This window comes from Yoonia sp. F2084L (assembly GCF_023015625.1).
GTDB lineage: Bacteria > Pseudomonadota > Alphaproteobacteria > Rhodobacterales > Rhodobacteraceae > Yoonia.
Genome location: NZ_JALKAH010000005.1, coordinates 214,312 through 232,323 on the forward strand (window position 1 = coordinate 214,312; position 18,012 = coordinate 232,323).

21 protein-coding genes are annotated in these 18,012 nt (G+C 56.3%); 13 read left to right on the forward strand and 8 right to left on the reverse strand.

All coding sequences use genetic code 11. The features are described from left to right. Nucleotides 1–42 precede the first annotated feature (42 nt). Nucleotides 43–1,290 (forward strand): UbiH/UbiF/VisC/COQ6 family ubiquinone biosynthesis hydroxylase, encoded by a 1,248-nt coding sequence (locus MWU60_RS15145; RefSeq protein ID WP_247228222.1) that lies wholly within the window; start codon nucleotides 43–45, stop codon nucleotides 1,288–1,290. Here MWU60_RS15145 and MWU60_RS15150 read toward each other — a convergent pair. The 4 genes from MWU60_RS15150 to MWU60_RS15165 all read right to left on the reverse strand — a co-directional run bounded on the left by MWU60_RS15150 (nucleotide 1,287) and on the right by MWU60_RS15165 (nucleotide 3,660). Further along, nucleotides 1,287–1,841 carry a hypothetical protein gene (locus MWU60_RS15150; protein ID WP_247228223.1) on the reverse strand — a complete coding sequence of 185 codons (555 nt, stop codon included), beginning with the start codon at nucleotides 1,839–1,841 and terminating at the stop codon, nucleotides 1,287–1,289. The genes MWU60_RS15145 and MWU60_RS15150 overlap by 4 nt on opposite strands. Nucleotides 1,842–1,903: 62 nt before the next feature. Continuing rightward, nucleotides 1,904–2,083 (reverse strand): Trm112 family protein, encoded by a 180-nt coding sequence (locus MWU60_RS15155; protein ID WP_247228224.1) that lies wholly within the window; start codon nucleotides 2,081–2,083, stop codon nucleotides 1,904–1,906. Continuing rightward, the gene (locus MWU60_RS15160) at nucleotides 2,080–2,721 is read right to left on the reverse strand and encodes an LON peptidase substrate-binding domain-containing protein (protein ID WP_247228225.1); all 642 of its coding nucleotides are present in this window, start codon (nucleotides 2,719–2,721) and stop codon (nucleotides 2,080–2,082) included. The genes MWU60_RS15155 and MWU60_RS15160 overlap by 4 nt, the downstream gene beginning before the upstream one ends. Before the next feature lie 27 nt (nucleotides 2,722–2,748). Next, nucleotides 2,749–3,660, reverse strand: a complete 912-nt coding sequence (locus tag MWU60_RS15165) for a co-chaperone YbbN (RefSeq protein WP_247228226.1) — start codon at nucleotides 3,658–3,660, stop codon at nucleotides 2,749–2,751. 108 nt (nucleotides 3,661–3,768) lie between these two features. Between MWU60_RS15165 and MWU60_RS15170 the strand changes: the two genes are divergently transcribed. Further along, on the forward strand, nucleotides 3,769–4,188 hold the full coding sequence (locus tag MWU60_RS15170; RefSeq protein ID WP_281493313.1) for an NUDIX hydrolase: 420 nt from the start codon (nucleotides 3,769–3,771) through the stop codon (nucleotides 4,186–4,188). A 2-nt stretch (nucleotides 4,189–4,190) separates the two neighbouring features. Here MWU60_RS15170 and MWU60_RS15175 read toward each other — a convergent pair whose 3' ends face one another. Both MWU60_RS15175 and rbfA read right to left on the reverse strand, forming a co-directional pair. Then, nucleotides 4,191–4,910 carry a phosphodiester glycosidase family protein gene (locus MWU60_RS15175; RefSeq protein WP_247228227.1) on the reverse strand — a complete coding sequence of 240 codons (720 nt, stop codon included), beginning with the start codon at nucleotides 4,908–4,910 and terminating at the stop codon, nucleotides 4,191–4,193. Next, nucleotides 4,910–5,305: a 30S ribosome-binding factor RbfA gene (rbfA, locus tag MWU60_RS15180; RefSeq protein WP_247228228.1), complete on the reverse strand. Its 396-nt coding sequence runs from the start codon at nucleotides 5,303–5,305 to the stop codon at nucleotides 4,910–4,912. The genes MWU60_RS15175 and rbfA overlap by 1 nt, the downstream gene beginning before the upstream one ends. 97 nt (nucleotides 5,306–5,402) lie before the next feature. On the opposite strand from rbfA, the gene dapB reads away from it, so the two are divergent. The 3 genes from dapB (at nucleotide 5,403) to MWU60_RS15195 (ending at nucleotide 7,110) form a co-directional block, all read left to right on the forward strand. Beyond that, nucleotides 5,403–6,212, forward strand: a complete 810-nt coding sequence (gene dapB, locus MWU60_RS15185) for a 4-hydroxy-tetrahydrodipicolinate reductase (RefSeq protein ID WP_247228229.1) — start codon at nucleotides 5,403–5,405, stop codon at nucleotides 6,210–6,212. 23 nt (nucleotides 6,213–6,235) lie between these two features. Further along, a complete protein-coding gene (locus MWU60_RS15190) occupies nucleotides 6,236–6,628 on the forward strand; it encodes a hypothetical protein (RefSeq protein ID WP_247228230.1) in 393 nt (130 codons plus the stop codon). A 119-nt stretch (nucleotides 6,629–6,747) separates the two neighbouring features. After that, nucleotides 6,748–7,110: a dihydrodipicolinate reductase gene (locus MWU60_RS15195; RefSeq protein WP_247228231.1), complete on the forward strand. Its 363-nt coding sequence runs from the start codon at nucleotides 6,748–6,750 to the stop codon at nucleotides 7,108–7,110. Nucleotide 7,111: 1 nt separating this feature from the next. On the opposite strand, the gene MWU60_RS15200 is transcribed toward MWU60_RS15195, so the two are convergent. Next, entirely contained in the window at nucleotides 7,112–7,681 is a 570-nt protein-coding gene (locus tag MWU60_RS15200; protein WP_247228232.1) for a hemerythrin domain-containing protein, read from the reverse strand. Nucleotides 7,682–7,999: 318 nt separating this feature from the next. On the opposite strand from MWU60_RS15200, the gene MWU60_RS15205 reads away from it, so the two are divergent. The 5 genes from MWU60_RS15205 (at nucleotide 8,000) to MWU60_RS15225 (ending at nucleotide 13,542) form a co-directional block, all read left to right on the forward strand. Then, nucleotides 8,000–9,634 carry a peptide ABC transporter substrate-binding protein gene (locus tag MWU60_RS15205; protein WP_247228233.1) on the forward strand — a complete coding sequence of 545 codons (1,635 nt, stop codon included), beginning with the start codon at nucleotides 8,000–8,002 and terminating at the stop codon, nucleotides 9,632–9,634. Nucleotides 9,635–9,704: 70 nt separating this feature from the next. Then, on the forward strand, nucleotides 9,705–10,628 hold the full coding sequence (gene oppB / locus MWU60_RS15210; RefSeq protein ID WP_247228234.1) for an oligopeptide ABC transporter permease OppB: 924 nt from the start codon (nucleotides 9,705–9,707) through the stop codon (nucleotides 10,626–10,628). Nucleotides 10,629–10,640: 12 nt separating this feature from the next. Then, nucleotides 10,641–11,567 carry an ABC transporter permease subunit gene (locus MWU60_RS15215; protein WP_247228235.1) on the forward strand — a complete coding sequence of 309 codons (927 nt, stop codon included), beginning with the start codon at nucleotides 10,641–10,643 and terminating at the stop codon, nucleotides 11,565–11,567. 2 nt (nucleotides 11,568–11,569) lie between these two features. Then, nucleotides 11,570–12,535 (forward strand): oligopeptide/dipeptide ABC transporter ATP-binding protein, encoded by a 966-nt coding sequence (locus MWU60_RS15220; protein ID WP_247228236.1) that lies wholly within the window; start codon nucleotides 11,570–11,572, stop codon nucleotides 12,533–12,535. Continuing rightward, on the forward strand, nucleotides 12,535–13,542 hold the full coding sequence (locus MWU60_RS15225) for an oligopeptide/dipeptide ABC transporter ATP-binding protein (protein WP_247228237.1): 1,008 nt from the start codon (nucleotides 12,535–12,537) through the stop codon (nucleotides 13,540–13,542). Before MWU60_RS15220 ends, MWU60_RS15225 begins: the two co-directional genes overlap by 1 nt. Nucleotides 13,543–13,747: 205 nt before the next feature. Here MWU60_RS15225 and MWU60_RS15230 read toward each other — a convergent pair whose 3' ends face one another. After that, entirely contained in the window at nucleotides 13,748–14,629 is an 882-nt protein-coding gene (locus MWU60_RS15230) for a helix-turn-helix domain-containing protein (RefSeq protein ID WP_247228238.1), read from the reverse strand. Nucleotides 14,630–15,071: 442 nt separating this feature from the next. Here MWU60_RS15230 and MWU60_RS15235 point away from each other — a divergent pair, with 442 nt between their 5' ends. The 3 genes from MWU60_RS15235 to MWU60_RS15245 all read left to right on the forward strand — a co-directional run bounded on the left by MWU60_RS15235 (nucleotide 15,072) and on the right by MWU60_RS15245 (nucleotide 17,876). After that, nucleotides 15,072–16,037: a transporter substrate-binding domain-containing protein gene (locus MWU60_RS15235; protein ID WP_247228239.1), complete on the forward strand. Its 966-nt coding sequence runs from the start codon at nucleotides 15,072–15,074 to the stop codon at nucleotides 16,035–16,037. A 104-nt stretch (nucleotides 16,038–16,141) separates the two neighbouring features. Continuing rightward, complete coding sequence (locus MWU60_RS15240; RefSeq protein WP_247228240.1) at nucleotides 16,142–16,711, forward strand: hypothetical protein; 570 nt, start codon at nucleotides 16,142–16,144, stop codon at nucleotides 16,709–16,711. Nucleotides 16,712–16,832: 121 nt separating this feature from the next. Next, nucleotides 16,833–17,876 (forward strand): TRAP transporter substrate-binding protein, encoded by a 1,044-nt coding sequence (locus MWU60_RS15245; protein ID WP_247228241.1) that lies wholly within the window; start codon nucleotides 16,833–16,835, stop codon nucleotides 17,874–17,876. Nucleotides 17,877–18,012: the final 136 nt, after the last annotated feature.

Genomic DNA, 18,012 nt, shown 5'->3' on the forward strand with positions numbered 1-18,012 from the left:
TTCATTCTCCTGTTCGGGACGACGGTAGCGGCCATCAGGCGCATGGACAATCCCGCCTGGCTGCGCATATTGCCAAGCATGGAAAATGATCTGATCATCGTGGGCGGTGGGCTGAATGGCCCCGCCTTGGCGCTGGCCGCAGCACAGGCCGGATTTAGCGTCACAATCATCGACAGCCTGCCATTGGACACCCGCAAACGCGTGGATTTTGACGGGCGGAGCTATGCGCTGGCGCATGCGTCAATGCGGCTTCTGCGCGGGATCGGGATTTGGGACGGCATCGCCAAAAACGCCCAACCTATGTTGGAGATCAAGGTCACCGATGGCCGCGCGGGCGAAGGCCCCAGCCCTTGGATGATGCATTTTGATCATGCTGAAATCGAAGAAGAGCCAATGGGCTATCTGGTCGAAGACCGGCACCTGCGCCGCGCATTTCTGGATGCAATGGCGGAAAGTCACAAGATCACACATCTATCGGGTGAAACGGTCGTGGCGCAGACGCATAACACGGCTGGTGTGACAGTGACACTGGCATCTGGTGCGCAGATCACTGGCCGCCTGCTGGTCGGCTGTGATGGCCGCAAAAGTGGCACGGCCGAACGTGCGGGGATCAAGCGGACAGGCTGGGGCTATGGGCAAACGGCGGTCGTTTGTGCCGTGAGCCATGAAAGACCACATGATGGGATCGCACATCAGTTTTTCATGCCCTCAGGCCCGCTGGCAATTCTGCCGCTGACCAAGAACCGCAGTTCAATCGTGTGGAGCGAGACCGATGCCCGCGCCGCCGCATTGATTGCGATGAACGATGACGATTTTCTGGAGGCACTGCGCCCCGCATTCGGCAGCTTTCTGGGGCAGATCAGTCTGACGGGCGCGCGGTTCAGTTATCCGCTGGGGCTGACGCTGGCCAACAGCTTTATCGCCGACAGGCTGGCCTTGGTCGGTGACGCAGCCCACGGCGTGCACCCGATTGCAGGGCAAGGGCTGAACGCAGGGCTACGGGATGTAGCGGCCTTGGCCCATGTGTTGGAAGAGTCCCGCGGGCGGGGCGAAGACATTGGCAGCGCGCAAACCTTAGCGCGTTATCAGGAATGGCGACGGTTCGACACGACGACGCTGGCGCTGGCCACCGATACATTCAACCGTCTGTTTTCAAACGATAACCCTTTGCTTCGTGCAGCACGCGACGTCGGGATGGGTATGGTGAACGCAGCGCCAGGCCTACGGCGCGGTTTCATCCGGCGGGCTGCCGGGCTGACAGGTGATTTGCCGCGCTTGATGCAGGGCTAGTCGCCGCCCGCATCTGGCAGATCCGGCATCCCGAATTTGCGGCGCATCGCCCGATACACCGCACGGCGCTTCGCATCTTTTGGCCGCTTTCGCCCTTCAAGGGCTTGCAGAACCCGACGCGGATCGCAAACCCAATACGACACGTCTTCGGCATAGTAACGCGTGGCACCATTCATGAGCGATGCATAGCTGTCGGCATGTTCGATCACGATATCAAGCATCCCGAACGGCGTAACAAACAGCCAATCAAGGTGTTCAGCGGTTGCCGGATCGGGGTGCCATGCGCGACAGGCCTCCAACGTGCCGCGTGGGCCACCCCATCCATCCAGATAAGCCGCCGTGGCATGCAGGTCATCAAGGCAATCCGCTACGCGTCTCAGGTTATCCGGAGCCAGATCAGGAACCACATCCAAATCATTCGGCGCAAGATCAGCCCCATGAAGCGCCAAGACCTGTGATCCACATAAAACCCAATTTATCTTGAAATCGGCCAGCACTCGGATCAATTGCGCAGGCTGCAAAGGGGGGCGTTCTTTGGGATCATGGGGCATTTCATATTCCCCTTGTGTCAGTCATGGATCACGCGCGCGAAACAGCGCGCCGGTTGTTCGGTTTACTCCAACACCCGCGCTTCATCCACCAACATCACCGGGATACCATTGCGGATCGGGAAGGCGAGCTTCCCCGCTTTGCTGACCAGCTCTTGTTTGTCAGCGTCATATTCCAGCGTGGCTTGCGTCATGGGGCACACCAGCGCCTCAAGCATCTTGGGGTCGAACGCGATCTCGCTCATTGCATTACCTCTTCACCGGATCCGCCGCGCAGGGCGAATTCAATCAAGGTCATGAGCGTTTCGCGGCGTGTGGTCAAGGATGGGGCCTCAAGCAAGGCCTGCCTGTCCTCGGGTTCGAACGGGCACAGCATGGACAGCGAGTTGATCAGTAATTCATCCTCGGCATCACCTAGGCTTTCCCAATCGGTCGACAAACCCTGATCAACCAAATAGCGGCCCAATGCCTCCATAAAGGCATCGCGGTCAAAGCTGTCATCTTTTTCAACTGGGCCCAGATCGCGGTCAAAGCCCTGCCAGCTGACATTGCAGCGGCGGTAAGGTGTGAAGCCTTCGACCTCTTCCTTGATCCGAAACCGGGATGCGCCCGACAGGGTAATCATATAGCGCCCGTCTTCGGTTTCGGAAAAGGCAGTGACTTTGCCCGCACATCCGATGCTGTGCAGTTTGCCACCCGCACCCGGCGCATCATAAGGCTGCACCATCCCAATCAAGCGGCTCGAGGTTTTGAGCACATCATCCAGCATCGCCAGATAGCGCGGTTCAAACAAATGCAACGGCAAACGCGAGCGCGGCAGTAGCAGTGCGCCCGGCAATGGAAACACCGGAATAGTGTCTGGCAGGTCAGTCTTTGATATCATGTATACGAAGGTAGGCCGAACTTTTGGTCAGGCAAATATCATCGACGAAAGTTTGCGCCGCCCGTTCAAAACGATTGGGTCTTTCGCCTCATGCGCATCGAAAATGGTGAAAAGCTGGGTCTTGGCGGCCCCATCGTTCCACTCGCGATCACGGCGGAAAAGTTCAAGCAATGTGTTCACTGCATCCTCCACCTGACCGTTTGCATGAAAAGCAATCGCCAGATCAAAGCGCGCCTGATGATTATCAGGTTCGGCATCCACAGTGGCCTGCAATTCAGCGACCGGACCCGCGTTGGCCGCTTCGCGCGCAAGGCGGATTTGGGCATGCACTGCCTCTAACAAAGGATCGGTCGAAATCTCGGCCGGTGCGCCATTCAGGATCGCCTCGGCCTGTTCCACATCATCCAGCGCCAGATAAGACCGGACAAGCCCCGCGTAAGCGGGCGCATTGTTGGGCTCTTCCTGCAAGATCGCAGCAAAGGTTTCGGCAGCATCAGTCGCAGCGCCTTCTTCCAGCATCTGCTCTGCGGCTTCAATCGCGGCACTTAGCCCTTCGGCCTCGGGATCGCCGGCGAGCGCTGCGATCTTATCGACAAAGGCATCAATCTCAGATGGTGGCAGCGCACCTTGGAAGCCATCAATCGGCTTGCCTTGGAAGAAGGCATAGACGGTCGGGATCGACTGCACCTGCAACTGACCAGCGTAGGCCTGATTGGCATCCACATCGACCTTAACCAGCTTGACCCGGCCTTTGGCTTTGGTCACTGCCGCCTCGATCGCGGGACCAAGTGTTTTGCAGGGGCCACACCACGGTGCCCAGAAATCCACAATCACCGGCACGGTTTGCGAGGCTTCGATCACATCCGCCGCAAAGGTTGCGTCAGTGCCGTCTTTGATCAGATCAGCGGGGGCTTCGGCGGTTCCATCCAATTCCAGCATGGTCTGTCTCCTTCAACTCTTGGTTGGCTCTTATATGTGCGCAAAGACAGGCAACGCCAAGGGGCAAAGACGCTTTACGATCTGCGCGCGCGCACATAGCGTGCGGGCATGACGCAAACTGTTCCCATGTTACCCAAGCTTGGCGCGATTGCGGTTGTCCAATACGAAGGGCGGTTCTTGCTGGTGAAACGTAAGAAAGAACCTAACGCCGATACATGGGGCTTTCCCGGCGGGCATGTGGAATTGGGCGAAACGGCGCTAGAGGCGGCGGCGCGCGAATTGGCCGAAGAGACCGGCGTAATTGGTCGTGCCGCGCGGTATCTGACAAACGTCGATGTCATTACGCGGGATGCGCAGGGGGCAATTCTGTTTCACTATTTGCTGGCGGTTGTCGTCTGTACTTACGAAAGCGGCTCCCCGCAGGCTGCAGATGACGTGAGCGATGCGGGGTGGTTCACGGTTGAAGAGGCTGCAGCCCTCGACCAAAGCCCAAATGTGCAAACTGTTTTTGATCTGATGAACGCTTAGGGTCACTCAGTCACGGCGACCATCGGACCCAACGAAGAAAAACCAAAATCACTACGTCCCTGATCCCGCGCGTAAAGCCGCGAGACTTTGCCGTCGAAGTACAGCGCATTGGGTACTGCGAGGTAGTCGCGAAAGAAGCTGCCGAATTCGTGGAACGACACATTGTCGTTGGAAATGACAAAGACCGCCGTTGTTCCATCCGCGCTGGTCCCCACCCCGTTGCGCACAAAGCGCGACGTGCTATGCGGCAAAAACCGTGGATGCAGTGCGCCATCAATGACCAGCATTGGGCCGGACTGTGTGGCGTCCCGACATGCAGGCGCGGTTTCGACGTAATCCAGCGTTTCATAAACCTGCGCACTGTCATCGTTGATACAGAACACACCATTGGGCAGCAGACCAAAGTTACCGGGACCTGCATTGGTGATCACCCGCATCGTCTGCACGCCATCTTCGACATAGTGCCCGACGGGAGAACGATCATCGTGATACATGCCCGCGTTCATCGCGAAAGCGAGGGCGTGCACATCCGGATGATCCTCAAGCGCGCTGAAGCTGCCAATCACCGCGCCATCGGCATCGTGATGAAACAGGCCAAGGTTCTCGGTCGTTGCATCAACAGTGCAAGCAGTATAGCTGCGCCCTTCATAATCGACATCTTCGCAGGTCACTGCTGTTGCAGGCACAGCCCAGAACAGCAGCACCCCTGCCAACCAACGCATCAGTCTTCCAAGTCCTGACGGACATGATCCTCTGCCAGCAAGGCCCGTGTCGCGTCAATTTGATCAAACGTGCCGTCAATCTCGAACCGCAGTTCAGGCGCGAACTTCATCGTCCCGCCTTTCACCACCAGATGCCGGATTTCGTGTTTGTTGCGGCGCAATGCCTCCAACGCCTCTTCCTTGCCTTGCCCACCAAGGGGCAGCACAAAAGCGGTCGCAATCCGCAGATCGGACGTCATGCGCACCTCGCCCACCGTAATGGACATGCGCGCCAACTCGTCGTCATGCACGTCACCGCGTTGCAGGACTTCGGAAAGTGTCCGGCGGATCACCTCGCCCACGCGCAACATGCGCTGGGTGGGGGCCTTGCCGTCTCGGTTTGAATTCTTTGCCATGGCGTTCATTTAGTCGTTGCGGAAGGCGATGCCAAGCTAGGCTTTGCGTCAACGGCGAACCGGCGCTAAACGTGGGGCGAAAATGAGGAAGAACGACATGACAGACACACCAGGCATCGTGATCACCGGCGGATCAGGCAAGATGGGGCAAATGCTGATCCAGACTGTGCTCGCGTCGGACAAATGCCGTCTGGTCGGTGTGCTGGAGCGGACGGGCCATGATTGGATCGGGCAGGACGTTGGGACGGCCATGGGCGGGCAACCGGTCGGCGTTTCGGTGACCGATGATGCGGTTGAGGTCTTTGCCAAGGCGCAAGCCGTCATCGACTTTACCGCACCTGCTGCGACGGTTGGTTTTGCGGGTCTCGCGGCGCAAGCGCGCGCGGTGCATGTAATTGGAACGACGGGGCTATCAGAGGATGACCTTAAAGCCATCAACGCTGCTTCCCGCCATGCCGCTATTGTGCGCGCAGGCAATATGTCCCTTGGAGTGAACCTGCTGGTGCAACTGACCAAGAAAGTCGCCGCGGCCCTTGATGATGATTTCGATATCGAAGTGATCGAGGCGCATCACAACCAAAAAGTCGATGCCCCCTCAGGCACTGCCCTGATGCTGGGCGAGGCCGCCGCTGAAGGGCGCGGCGTGTCCCTCAAAGACGTCAGCGACAGCGGGCGTGACGGGATCACGGGCGCCCGCAAAAAGGGCGATATCGGGTTCAGTGCCATCCGGGGCGGCGATATCGTGGGCGAACATGACGTGCTCTTTGCCGCAGCTGGCGAACGGATCGTGTTGCGGCATCTGGCAACGGACCGGGCGATCTTTGCGCGCGGTGCGCTGAAGGCCGCCCTTTGGGGACAAGACAAGAACCCCGGTGAATACGATATGATGGATGTGCTAGGGATATAGCCAATGTCACTGCGGTCCGTGATATGAGAACGCAATATCATAGCCGCCTTGTGGGCACGGACCGGCACATCTGGGATGTGCATCGGCTTGTCAGACTATCCAAAGGCATCGACCCAATCTTGGTCTCGCTAAGCGACATCGCGGAACTTGACGAAAACTGGTGGTATCAAGAGCCCGGCATGATGCCCACGCCACGGTCTTTTGCCGAACATCTGGTGCTGGTCCGCGAGACAGACTTGAAATATCCGATCCTGCTTTGCGCCGACGGTCGGCTTATGGACGGCATGCACCGTGTGGTCAAAGCGCTGGTCGAAGGCCGGACCCATATCCAAGCCATCCGCCTCCCCGTGACGCCAAAGCCTGATCACATCAACGTGTCGCTGGATGATTTGCCTTACCCAGATGAAGATATCTGAGGTCAAACATCCAGCCATCGGCGGAAACTGACCGATCTGGATGATACCAGACCCCACCAAGTGAACCAAATGCGAGACCGCTGCGTATTAAAGATATTCTGCACACGACGGAGGACCTGATGAAACACGCGATCCTGGCTTTGATCTTCGCCACCGCCGCTGCACCTGCCGCAGCAGATAGCTATGTCCCTGTGAAGGACCAAGCGACCTTCCTGTCGCTGGTTGACGGTAAACAACTCCGCAATTTCTTTTACGGCGTCCGTCTGAATGTGTTCCCAAACGGCCAAATCGACGGCTCTGCCGTTGGCTGGGGCATTGAAGGGACGTGGACTTGGCAGGACGGCTATTTCTGTCGGGAAATGAGCTGGGGTGGTGACCCGATCCCATATAACTGCCAATTGGTTGAGGCACGCGGCGATGACCGCCTGCGCTTTACGGTTGATCAGGGGGCGGGCGATTCCGCATCATTCCGGCTTCAGTAGGTTAACCAAGGTCGGCTGAACCATAGCGCAAGATGACGGGGACAATCAGTTCTTCCTCGTCAATCAAGTGGCGGTCCAACAGGCCCTCCAGCTTCGCAAGCTCTTGTTGAAATGATCCTGCGACGGTCTGCAATGTATCGCGATCAGCGCTGGTCTGTATAATCTCATTCGCGCGATCCACGAAGGACGCAAGAAACGCATCAATGTCGTGGTGATCCTTGTCCAGAATGGCGAACCCCTTTTCAATCCGAGCATCCTTTGTCGCAAGCTTTGGAAAGTAATAGGTGTCTTCGATCGTGTGATGCTCGTGCAGTCCGTTCACAAACATACCACCATAACGTGATACCATCGCAGCATAGCGATCAGGGGCGGTTTTGCGGTCCAGCAGCGCTTCAGTCCCTTCACGCATCTCGCGCATCAGACGGCGAAACATCAAATGCCGGTCCAGCCAGAACCGGATCAACCCGTCAAATCCGGGGTCTGCCTCCCATCCGTCACGGGGGTATTCTGCCAGTAAAACGCGCAAAGCGTCAGGTAGCTGCGCGCGCTTTGCAAGGGCAAGATTGTCCATGATTATCCCATCATTTTCTGGTCGCTAGCATCTAGCATGTTCGACGACCAACACTAGCCAAAAGCGGCTGAAACGCAGCGAATCAACCCTTCCGCCTACTAAACTTGCAGTCATAAAATTCCGCATATCCGTGAAATTTTGCCCACTTATTGCGTACTTACGGGTCAAATTATGCCCAGAAGCATCTGCCCTAGGGTCAAGCCCTGATTACACTTGCCATTTCGAATTTCACGTCAAAAGATAGTTTCACAAGCGCAAGCATGCGCGCGAAAACCAATGATTGTATCGCCAAGAGATACAGCAACAGGGAGATATATTATGACACTCAGAACAAAGCTTCTGGCAACGACCTCGGCTGTCCTGATCGCCACAACTGGCGCGCTTTACGCCGACGGCCACGCCACCCATCCCGAAACCGGCGAGGTGCTCGCCTCTGACCAGTCCTTTACCTACCGCGATCTTGACGAAAGCCCGTCGATTGATCCGGGGATGGCTGAAGATAGCGCCGGCGGTGATATTGTGCGTGACCTGTTCGAAGGTCTTTATAACCAAGACGCATCTGGTAGTCTGGCCCCCGGCGTCGCGCTAAGCCATACTGTCAGTGACGATAATCTGACCTATACGTTCACTCTGCGCGATAACGCGAAATGGTCCAACGGCGACACGGTCACTGCCGGTGATTTTGAGTATGCTTGGAAGCGCGCCGCATCCCCTGAACTGGCATCGCCCTACTCATGGTTCCTTGAAATCATGGCGCTTGAAAACGCATCCGAAGTCATCGCGGGCGATCTGGATCCGTCCGAGCTTGGCGTCACCGCAATCGACGACACAACGCTTGAGGTCCGCCTGTCCCAGCCATTACCCTACTTTCCGCTGATGCTGACCCACTACACCACGTTCCCAGTGCCTCAGGCGACGATCGAAGAGCATGGCACAGATTGGACCAAACCCGGCAACATGGTGTCCAATGGCGCCTACGTCCTGACCGAACATGTGCCCCAAGAACGGCTCGTGCGTGAGCGCAATGAGATGTATTGGGATAACGAAAATACCATCATCGAGAAGGTCACGTCGCTGGTCATTAACGATGAGAACGTCGCCCTGACGCGCTATCTGGCAGGTGAGCTGGACCGCACGCACGTGCCCGCCGGTCAGTTCCCGCGTCTGTCTGCGGAATTCCCGGATCAAGCTGTATCCGTGCCAGAAGCCTGTTCCTACTATTACATGTTCAACCTGCGCGATGGCGCATCCGAAGACGTGCAAGACGTCAACGTCCGTCGTGCGCTCAGCCTCGCTGTGGACCGTGATATCATCGTCGAAAACGTGCTCGCCGGTGGCCAAAAACCCGCCTACACGTTCACGCACTGGGCCACAGCCGGGTTTGAAACACCCGATATCCCAAAGGCCTCCATGACCCAAGCCGAGCGCAACGAAATGGCGGTAGAGCTGATGACAGAGGCCGGTTACGGTCCTGACAATCCGCTTGAGATTGATCTGGTCTATAACACCTCCGACAGCCACAAGTCTGTCGCGGTCGCAATCAGCCAAATGTGGAAGCAAACCCTTGGTGTTGAAACCGTATTGGCCAATCAGGAATGGCAAACCTTCCTTGAAGCCCGCAACAACGGTGATTTCGAGGTGGCCCGTGGTGGTTGGTGTGCTGACTACAACGAGGCATCGACGTTCCTTGACCTGATGCAATCCGAGTCCGGCTACAACGACAGCAAATTCGTGAACGCGGAAGTTGATGCGCTCATGGAAGAGGCGAAGACCTCGAACAACGCCCAAGCCAACTATGATCGGGTTGAGGAAATCATCGCCGAAGAGGCCCCGATCATTCCGATCTACCACTATGCATCCGTGTATATGTACAACGAGAACCTCGAAGGCTGGCCTTTCGAGAACTTCCAACAGCAATGGTACTCTAAAGATCTCTACAAGATCGCTGAGTAATCACATCGCGTGATTGACCGCGCCCCTCACACGGGGCGCGGTTTTCCCATTCTGTTAGGACACCTGACACATGCTGAGCTTTGTTGTTCGTCGCCTCGCCGTGGCTATCCCGACCCTATTGATATTGGTCATCCTGTCGTTCATCCTGATGTACGCAGCCCCCGGCGGTCCCTTCAATTCCGAACGCCCCCTGCCGCCTGAAGTGTTGGCGAATATCGAAGCGAAATACGGGTTGGATCAGCCATTCTGGAAGCAGATCGTCAACTACGTCTCCGGTGTTGTGACATCCTTCGATTTCGGCCCGTCCTTCCAGTACAAAGACCGCAGCGTGAACGACGTGATCGCGCAAGGGTTCCCGGTGACGCTGACCTATGGGTTCTGGTCCTTCGTGGTCGCGGTGACGATTGGTGTCTCGCTTGGTGTTGCAGCTGCCATCAAGCAAAACACATGGATCGACTACTTCGCCGTTGGCATCTCAATCGGCGCGCAGGTGCTGCCTAACTTCGTGATGGCGCCCATCCTGCTACTCGTTTTCACCCTCTGGCTTGGCTGGTTGCCCGGCGGCGGTTGGAGCGGCGGGCAATGGCAGTTCCTGATCATGCCGGTGATCGCGCTCTCAACCTCCTACATGGCCTCCATCGCGCGGATCACCCGGTCCTCGATGCTTGAGGTGCTGAACACCAATTTCATCCGCACCGCCCAGGCCAAGGGCCTGCCAATGCGCCGCGTGATCTGGCGGCATGCGATGAAGCCGACCATTCTGCCGGTGCTGTCCTACCTTGGACCAGCATTCGTCGGCATGATCACCGGATCGGTCATTATTGACGTGTTCTTTTCCACCGGCGGCATTGGCCAGTTCTTTGTGAACTCTGCCTTCAACCGCGACTATTCCGTCATCATGGGGATCACCATTCTGGTGGGCACCCTGACAATCCTGTTCAACCTTGTGGTCGATATCCTGTACGCATGGATCGACCCCAAGATCCGCTATTAAGGGAGGCGCGCGATGTTACCGAACAGAGCAGCCGTCGAAGGCGTCGCAGACCAGATGGCATTGGCCGAGGTCAAAGGCCGGTCCCTTTGGGCCGACGCCCGCATCCGGTTTTTCCGCAACCGGGCCGCCGTCATATCGCTTGTCATGCTGGGCTTGGTTGCCGCCTTCGCCCTTTTTGGCGGTATGTTCGCGCAATACGAGCCCGACTTCGTGAACTTCAGCCTGATCGGCAGCAACGCCTATCTTGGCGTGCCTTCCATTGAAACCGGTCATTATTTCGGAACCGACAGCAATGGGCGCGACCTGTTCGCGCGCACCGCGATGGGCACCGGCATTTCGCTGATGGTCGGCGTCGTGGGGGCCTTGGTCGCCGTGATTGTCGGCACGCTTTATGGGGCGACAGCGGGGTATTATGGCGGGCGCGTTGATGGGATCATGATGCGGATCGTGGATGTACTGATGTCCATCCCTTTCATGTTCGTGCTGATCCTGATGCTGGTGATATTCGGGCGGTCCATCTTCATGCTATTCCTCGGGATTGGCCTGATCTCATGGCTCGACATGGCGCGGATCGCGCGAGGGCAGACGCTGACGATCAAGAACAAGGAATTTGTTGAGGTCGCCGTCGCCACCGGCGTGCGCCCCAGCAAGATCATCCTGCGCCACATCGTGCCCAATCTGCTAGGGATCGTGATCGTCTACGCCACGCTGCTGGTCCCCAATATGATCATCTTTGAAAGTTTCATCAGCTTTCTGGGCCTTGGCGTACAAGAACCCGCCACATCACTGGGTGCGCTGATCAACGAAGGATCGCGCACCATGCAGTTCGGCTATATGTGGCAAATCTCTTTCCCGCTTTTCTTCTTCGTCCTGACCATCTTCGCCTTCTTCTTTGTTGGCGACGGTCTGCGCGATGCACTTGACCCCAAGGACCGCTGAACATGCCCCTTTTGGAAATCGAAGACCTCATGGTCACTTTCACCACCGCTGACGGCGATGTGCACGCAGTGAATGGGCTGACGTTCAATATCGACAAGGGTGAAACACTGGCGATTGTGGGTGAAAGCGGGTCGGGCAAAAGCCAGACCGCCTTTGCCGCGATGGGGCTGCTGGCCAAGAACGGGCGCGCCACAGGTGTGGCCCGGTTTGACGGCAAAGACCTGCTGTCCATGTCCCAGCGCGAGTTCAACAAAATCCGCAGTAAAGACATGGCGATGATCTTTCAGGATCCCATGACATCGCTGAACCCCTACCTGCGGGTGAGCGAACAGATGGCCGAAGTGCTGATGCTGCACAAAGGCGTCAGCAAATCACAAGCGGTGACCGAGGCGGTACACATGCTGGACGCCGTCCGCATTCCCGACGCACGGGCCCGTGTCACGATGTACCCGCATGAATTTTCTGGCGGCATGCGCCAGCGGATCATGATCGCGATGTCACTTCTCTGCCAGCCGCGTCTGCTGATCGCCGATGAACCGACCACGGCGCTGGATGTGACAGTCCAAGCGCAAATCATGCAACTGCTTGGGGACATTCGGCAGGACTTTGGCACCGCTGTCATCCTGATCACCCACGATCTTGGCGTTGTTGCGGGCTTCTGTGATCGCACGTTGGTGATGTACGGCGGGCAGATTATGGAGGAAGGGACCACGGACGATATTTTCGCCAATCCATCGCATCCTTACACCAGCGGCCTGCTCAAAGCTGTCCCACGACTGGACGTTGACGAAGGCGAGTTGATCACCATCGCAGGTGAACCGCCCGATATGTCCAACCTGCCGCCCGGGTGCCCGTTTTCGCCCCGCTGTGCTGTCCAGCTTGACCATTGCAGCGCCCAGCGCCCGCCGCTTGAAATGACGGGCGACCGCCGCCGGTCCTGCCATTTGCCAGTGCAGGAGGTCGCGTGATGGAACCGCTTCTTTCCGTGCGCAACCTGTCGGTGACGTTTGATATACGCCGCCCCGGATCGTGGCCCTGGACGCCGCCGCGCAAACTGCATGCGGTGTCTGAGGTGTCTTTTGATATCCAGCCCGGTGAATGCCTCGGCATCGTGGGCGAATCCGGCTCAGGCAAATCCACGATCGCCCGCGCCATTGTTGGCACGCTGCCGTCCTCCGGCGGCAACATCTTCTTTGAAGGGCACGATCTGGCCAATATGGACACGCGCGAACGGCGGGTACACCGGCGTGATGTGCAGATGATCTTTCAAGACCCGCTGGCCGCGCTGAACCCGCGCATGACTGTGGGCGAGATTATTGCAGAACCGCTGATCACCCATGAACCGGGCACTTCCCGCAAGGACGTCAAGAAACGCGTGGGCGAACTGATGGAACGGGTGGGCCTGCTGCCCAACCTGATCAACCGTTACCCGCATGAGTTTTCCGGCGGGCAATGCCAGCGCATCGGGATCGCGCGTGCGCTGATCCTGAAACCCAAGCTGCTGATTTGTGACGAACCCGTTTCAGCCCTTGATGTGTCAGTACAGGCGCAGGTCATAAACCTGCTGATGGAGTTGCGGCGCGACATGAACCTGTCGATGATCTTCATCGCCCATGACCTCAGCGTCGTGAAACACATTAGCGACCGCACGCTTGTGCTTTACCTTGGTCGGGTGATGGAAACGGCGGAAAGTCACAAACTGACAACGCTGCCTGAACACCCTTATAGCCAAGCACTGATCGCATCCGTGCCGATCCCCGACCCGGTGCTGGAACGGGCCCGCGTGCGGCCTATCCTCGAAGGGGAGCTCCCGTCACCACTGGCACCGCCATCCGGCTGCGTGTTTCGCACCCGCTGCCCCAAAGCACAGGCCTCTTGCGCGCAAGCCCGGCCCATGCTGGAGGATATCGGCGGCAACCACCTTGTCGCGTGCCCCTTCCACGAGGCAGAGCATGTGCTGGCGGTGGGTGAGTAGTTGAACGTCAGGTCGCTTTGATTTTCACATCACAAGGTTGACCCAAAATCGCGAAAAGCGGCCATTCATTCTGATCTGGGCAAGATCATAAGCGCAACTGACGCGATCTGGACATGGCCTGCCTTCGTCGCTTCTTTTGTGGATGGCCTTCACTTCAGTTTTTAACTGAGATCGGCGTGCAGATTGATGTGGGCACTGATCGTTTTCAGTTAACTTTTGAACGATACGCATTCGGAGAGACACCAGCCAAAGATTTGAAGGTGCGGCTAAAGAATGCGGTATCGCGAAATCCACTTCGGTGAGCGATTTCTGATAGTGACAATCCAGTATATTCTAACAGTCGCTTCGCTTCTAATATGCGCCTCTGCCGGACAATGGCATTGGGCGGCGCACCCAATGCGGCGCGGCAGATACGTGTAAGGTGCGACGTCGATAGCCCTATGCGCGACGCATAGGCCGAAACGGGCCAAGGATTGCGAAAACTCTCTTCGACCATCGCGCAAAAGGCTTCTACTTGGACGTCCTGCCGGCCAAGACGGTTCTTCGGCGCTGTAACAACAAGGGACGGGTGACTTGGCTTCTCTGCAACCAGATACAGCATGATGAGATCCACCAGTGCCGCCGTGATACTGAAGCGCTGTTCATCTAGTCTGCGACAGGCATGGCCTAGCTGATCAAACAGCGCTGCAACTGCATCAAAACAGGCTGTTTCCGGTTTTGTGAAGACGGCATTTGTTGGGTTCTTGAACGTCACAAAGCGCCCGCGCAAAGCGTCAGGTACATTTTCTATTCTGACGCTCAAGACATCGCCGATAACATCTTCTGCAAAGCGGAAACCATGCGGTGTATCAGGATGGGCGACAAGGATCGTTGGGTGGAATGTCAGGTGCTCAATCTCACCCAAGGTGAAACGAACTCCTGCCGAACGAAACAAGAAAACCTGCGCAAGCCGCCGGTGTTTATGAACGCGGATCGTCCAATCGTGCTGACTGCTTCTTTCCTTAATCGGCTCCAGATGAATTGGGTCTGGCGCATTTCCCGCAAGTAAATCACCGTAAAGATCGTATTCTAAGATGCCTTGAGGCATATGGCCGTTCTCCTAAGCGCCTAAGCAATTGTCCAAAATGATCGAATAATGCATAACACCGAATGAATTGTCTCTTTTCAAGAAGAGTTTTAAGGTTGCTTATGAACGTCCTTGGTCAGTGTTTGCAATGCCACGGCATGGCGCAGTTAGTGTACGAAAACATATAGTATTCTCGCTTGGCGGTCGTCGATGATGCCGCCTTCCAACGACTTAAAGGCTGACGTCCTTTGTAACCTAAAAGGTGCTTCTCTATTGAGATCAGCCATAAGACACACGCCTTTTGCCCTTTCGAAGCAACAAACCAAAACAACAAGGTAAGTTTAATGAACGTCATGAGGTACGACCAATGCGAATTTTGACACTACTGTTGACCGGATCAGCAGTAAGTTTGCTTGCTTCAACGGCAAGTGCGCAAAGCATTAGCTGTAATGCAGAATATACTGTGGAATCAGGTGACTTTCTTTCAGGCATAGCGCAACGCGCCTATGGCAGCTTAAATCGGTTTACGGTGATTTATGACGCTAACCGAGATGTCATTGGTCCTAACCCAGGGATCATCCGCATCGGTCAGAAGCTCTTTATCCCTTGCCTTAACGACGCAGCGACGCAAACGAGCGCCACAGCTAACGCTGAGCCGTCCACCGATAGCCTTTCGGCGACAGACGCACCGATCCGGGTTGTAACGGCTTCGGGCTGGCAACCATTTCTTGATGAGAGCGATCCCCAAGGCGGTTTGCTTACCGAGATCATCGAATTGGCACTTGTGAATGCGGAGGGCGGCCCAGACTACGAGATTGATTTCATCAATGATATCGGCGCGCATCTTGACCCGTTGATTACAAAGCAAGCATATGATGTCAGCATCGGTCAATTGCAGCCTGCATGCGACGCGGGCTCTGGCTTGGGTGAAGAGTCCACGTTCCTGTGCGACAACTTCGCATTCAGCGATCCAATGTATGAAGAAATCTTTGGATACTACTCTGCCGCCAGCGATCCCGAGTATAGGGATCACCAAGAGCTTGCGGGCAAAACAATCTGCCGCGCCACTGACTACACGCTGGTTCCAATCGAGGCGGTCAATCTGGGTCCATCGGATGTTGAAATCGTTAGGGCGCCTGATGAGGCCAGCTGCATTGATTTCGTGATGGCAGGTGACGCCGATGTCGCGCTTGTTGCTGTTGAGATTGCAGATGCCCGGATCAAGGAACTGAATGCGCAGAACAGCATCCAGCTGCACGATGATCTGTCATATATCGACTTCTTCCATGCGACGGTGTCAAACGATAACCCGCGCCGAGACGACATACTGGCATCTGTGAACAGCGGGCTGAAATCCATCAAAGAGTCCGGTCTTTGGTTCCAAACTGTTCGCCGCCATATGTCTGAATTCCGCAACAGCAACGGTTAATGGTCGCTTTTTCTCATATAGTGTCAGGCATGCAGTCGTTGATGTCTGACACGTCCAAAAACGACGTATGTCAAATCCCCGGCGGTTCATTCAAGGGCTCAAAGATGCGGAAACTAAGTATTGGTCTGATACTTCTGGCCTCGGCCAGTATAGCGCAAAGCGCCAGTCAGGTTACATTGAAGTATGATGACGGGACTGGTGTGTCTGGCGAACTCGTCGGGTTCGACGATGGCATTTTTCGTATTCAAGCTTCGGTTGGATTGATTGCGATCCCGGCGCAGGACGTATCTTGCATCGGCGCTGTCTGTCCAGAGGGTACAGAGCTGCAAGTTGCGGCGGCGCCAGTCGTTCTGACCAGTCTTGATGGTAACTTGCGCATAGCAGGAGACGTAATCGAATTCGTTGATGGAGAATACGTTTTGGCGACTGAGATCGGCGAGTTTCGGATCGATGCCAGCCTGATTGTCTGCGAGGGTGAGGGATGTGTTCCCAGCAGCGCACCCGCAAACGAAGAACCTGTCAGTCAAGAGGTTTTTCTCGTAAACGGAACGACATCCATTGAGGGTAAACTTTTGGGCTTAGAGGACGGCGCCTATCTCATCGAAGTAGATCAACTTGGCACATTGCGGGTTGACGCAAATACATTTGACTGTCGCGGTGAGGCATGCCCCTGAAGCGCCTACTGCGCCTGTCCCGAGACACTGGTCTGACCTATGACTTGTTTTGCGGTTCTGCCGCAACACACCTGAAACACCGTCGCGATGCGACTTAGGCAATGATATCATGGAGAAAATGATGAAAACGTTGAAGAGCTTGGTTTTATATTCGGGTGTGGCTATGACCTCTCTCGCCTTCTCGACGGCCGCCGCGGCACAGGAGTTCACGTTCTCGATCCACCATTTCCTAAGCCCGAAAGCACCTGCGCAGACCCAATTGATTGAGCCTTGGGCGCGGTCTATCGAAGAGGCATCTGGCGGTCGTATTGCCTTTGAAATCTTCCCCGCGATGTCGCTTGGTGGCGCGCCACCAGAGCTTTACAGCCAAGTCCGCGACGGTGTTGCTGACATCGTCTGGACGTTGCCCGGTTATACACCCGGCACCTTCCCCCGCACAGAGGTGTTTGAGCTTCCGGGCATTCACCTCAGCGATGCGCGCGCGACAAACCTGGCCATTCAGGATTTGATGGAAATCCTTTTGCCTGACTATGTTGGCATCCACCCGCTGCTTGTGCATGTCCATTCTGGCAATGCACTCCATTTCAGCAATGGAACAGTCGAAGAACTTGCCGATTTCGAAGGGTTGAAAATCCGTAGCCCCTCTCGCACCGGGGCGTGGATGCTGGAAGAGTTGGGCGCAGAGCCGGTTGGTATGCCCGTCCCTGCCCTGCCCCAAGCCTTGTCGAGGGGCACAGTGGACGCCGGGTTGGTGCCTTTCGAAGTTGCCATTCCCCTTGGTCTTGCTGATCTGACGTCTGCATCAGTGGAAATGGCAGAAGGTGCACGCTTTGGTACCTCCACGTTCCTTTTTGCGATGAATCAAGACAGCTATGACTCTTTGCCGCCTGACTTACAGAAAATCATCGACGACAATTCCGGAGCAGCAATTGCCGCCGCAATGGGTGAAGCGTGGAACAGCATCGAGCCAATTGGCATCCAAAGGGCAGTTGATGCTGGCAATGACGTCACTCAACTGACGGCGGAAGCAACAGCAGAATTTGCGGCGCCATTCGATGCAACAGTACAACGTTGGGTCGATGAGGCGGCTGTCGTCGGTATCGACGCAGAGGCATTGCTGGGCAGCGCCCGCACAACCATCGCTGAATATACCCGTCAGCAATAAATTGCGCTGACACGCTACCAGCGGGCCCACGCCACTCCTCTGCAAGAGGATGGACCCGCCGGTACCACTTTTGGAACAACACTCAAAAGGCGTACATCTGATCGGATAGGGTATTTTTTGTCCGTATTCATCAGAC

What these genes read in the sequence shown, in the direction of transcription:
- oppB (WP_247228234.1), top strand. Translation starts at nt 9,705, where the DNA reads ATGCTGAGCTTTGTTGTTCGTCGCCTCGCCGTGGCTATCCCGACCCTA.
- MWU60_RS15165 (WP_247228226.1), bottom strand. Translation starts at nt 3,660, where the DNA reads ATGCTGGAATTGGATGGAACCGCCGAAGCCCCCGCTGATCTGATCAAA.
- MWU60_RS15170 (WP_281493313.1), top strand. Translation starts at nt 3,769, where the DNA reads ATGACGCAAACTGTTCCCATGTTACCCAAGCTTGGCGCGATTGCGGTT.
- MWU60_RS15150 (WP_247228223.1), bottom strand. Translation starts at nt 1,841, where the DNA reads ATGCCCCATGATCCCAAAGAACGCCCCCCTTTGCAGCCTGCGCAATTG.
- MWU60_RS15145 (WP_247228222.1), top strand. Translation starts at nt 43, where the DNA reads ATGGACAATCCCGCCTGGCTGCGCATATTGCCAAGCATGGAAAATGAT.
- MWU60_RS15175 (WP_247228227.1), bottom strand. Translation starts at nt 4,910, where the DNA reads ATGCGTTGGTTGGCAGGGGTGCTGCTGTTCTGGGCTGTGCCTGCAACA.
- MWU60_RS15190 (WP_247228230.1), top strand. Translation starts at nt 6,236, where the DNA reads ATGAGAACGCAATATCATAGCCGCCTTGTGGGCACGGACCGGCACATC.
- MWU60_RS15215 (WP_247228235.1), top strand. Translation starts at nt 10,641, where the DNA reads ATGTTACCGAACAGAGCAGCCGTCGAAGGCGTCGCAGACCAGATGGCA.
- MWU60_RS15205 (WP_247228233.1), top strand. Translation starts at nt 8,000, where the DNA reads ATGACACTCAGAACAAAGCTTCTGGCAACGACCTCGGCTGTCCTGATC.
- MWU60_RS15195 (WP_247228231.1), top strand. Translation starts at nt 6,748, where the DNA reads ATGAAACACGCGATCCTGGCTTTGATCTTCGCCACCGCCGCTGCACCT.
- dapB (WP_247228229.1), top strand. Translation starts at nt 5,403, where the DNA reads ATGACAGACACACCAGGCATCGTGATCACCGGCGGATCAGGCAAGATG.
- MWU60_RS15220 (WP_247228236.1), top strand. Translation starts at nt 11,570, where the DNA reads ATGCCCCTTTTGGAAATCGAAGACCTCATGGTCACTTTCACCACCGCT.
- MWU60_RS15200 (WP_247228232.1), bottom strand. Translation starts at nt 7,681, where the DNA reads ATGGACAATCTTGCCCTTGCAAAGCGCGCGCAGCTACCTGACGCTTTG.
- MWU60_RS15245 (WP_247228241.1), top strand. Translation starts at nt 16,833, where the DNA reads ATGAAAACGTTGAAGAGCTTGGTTTTATATTCGGGTGTGGCTATGACC.
- MWU60_RS15225 (WP_247228237.1), top strand. Translation starts at nt 12,535, where the DNA reads ATGGAACCGCTTCTTTCCGTGCGCAACCTGTCGGTGACGTTTGATATA.
- MWU60_RS15230 (WP_247228238.1), bottom strand. Translation starts at nt 14,629, where the DNA reads ATGCCTCAAGGCATCTTAGAATACGATCTTTACGGTGATTTACTTGCG.
- MWU60_RS15240 (WP_247228240.1), top strand. Translation starts at nt 16,142, where the DNA reads ATGCGGAAACTAAGTATTGGTCTGATACTTCTGGCCTCGGCCAGTATA.
- MWU60_RS15160 (WP_247228225.1), bottom strand. Translation starts at nt 2,721, where the DNA reads ATGATATCAAAGACTGACCTGCCAGACACTATTCCGGTGTTTCCATTG.
- rbfA (WP_247228228.1), bottom strand. Translation starts at nt 5,305, where the DNA reads ATGGCAAAGAATTCAAACCGAGACGGCAAGGCCCCCACCCAGCGCATG.
- MWU60_RS15155 (WP_247228224.1), bottom strand. Translation starts at nt 2,083, where the DNA reads ATGAGCGAGATCGCGTTCGACCCCAAGATGCTTGAGGCGCTGGTGTGC.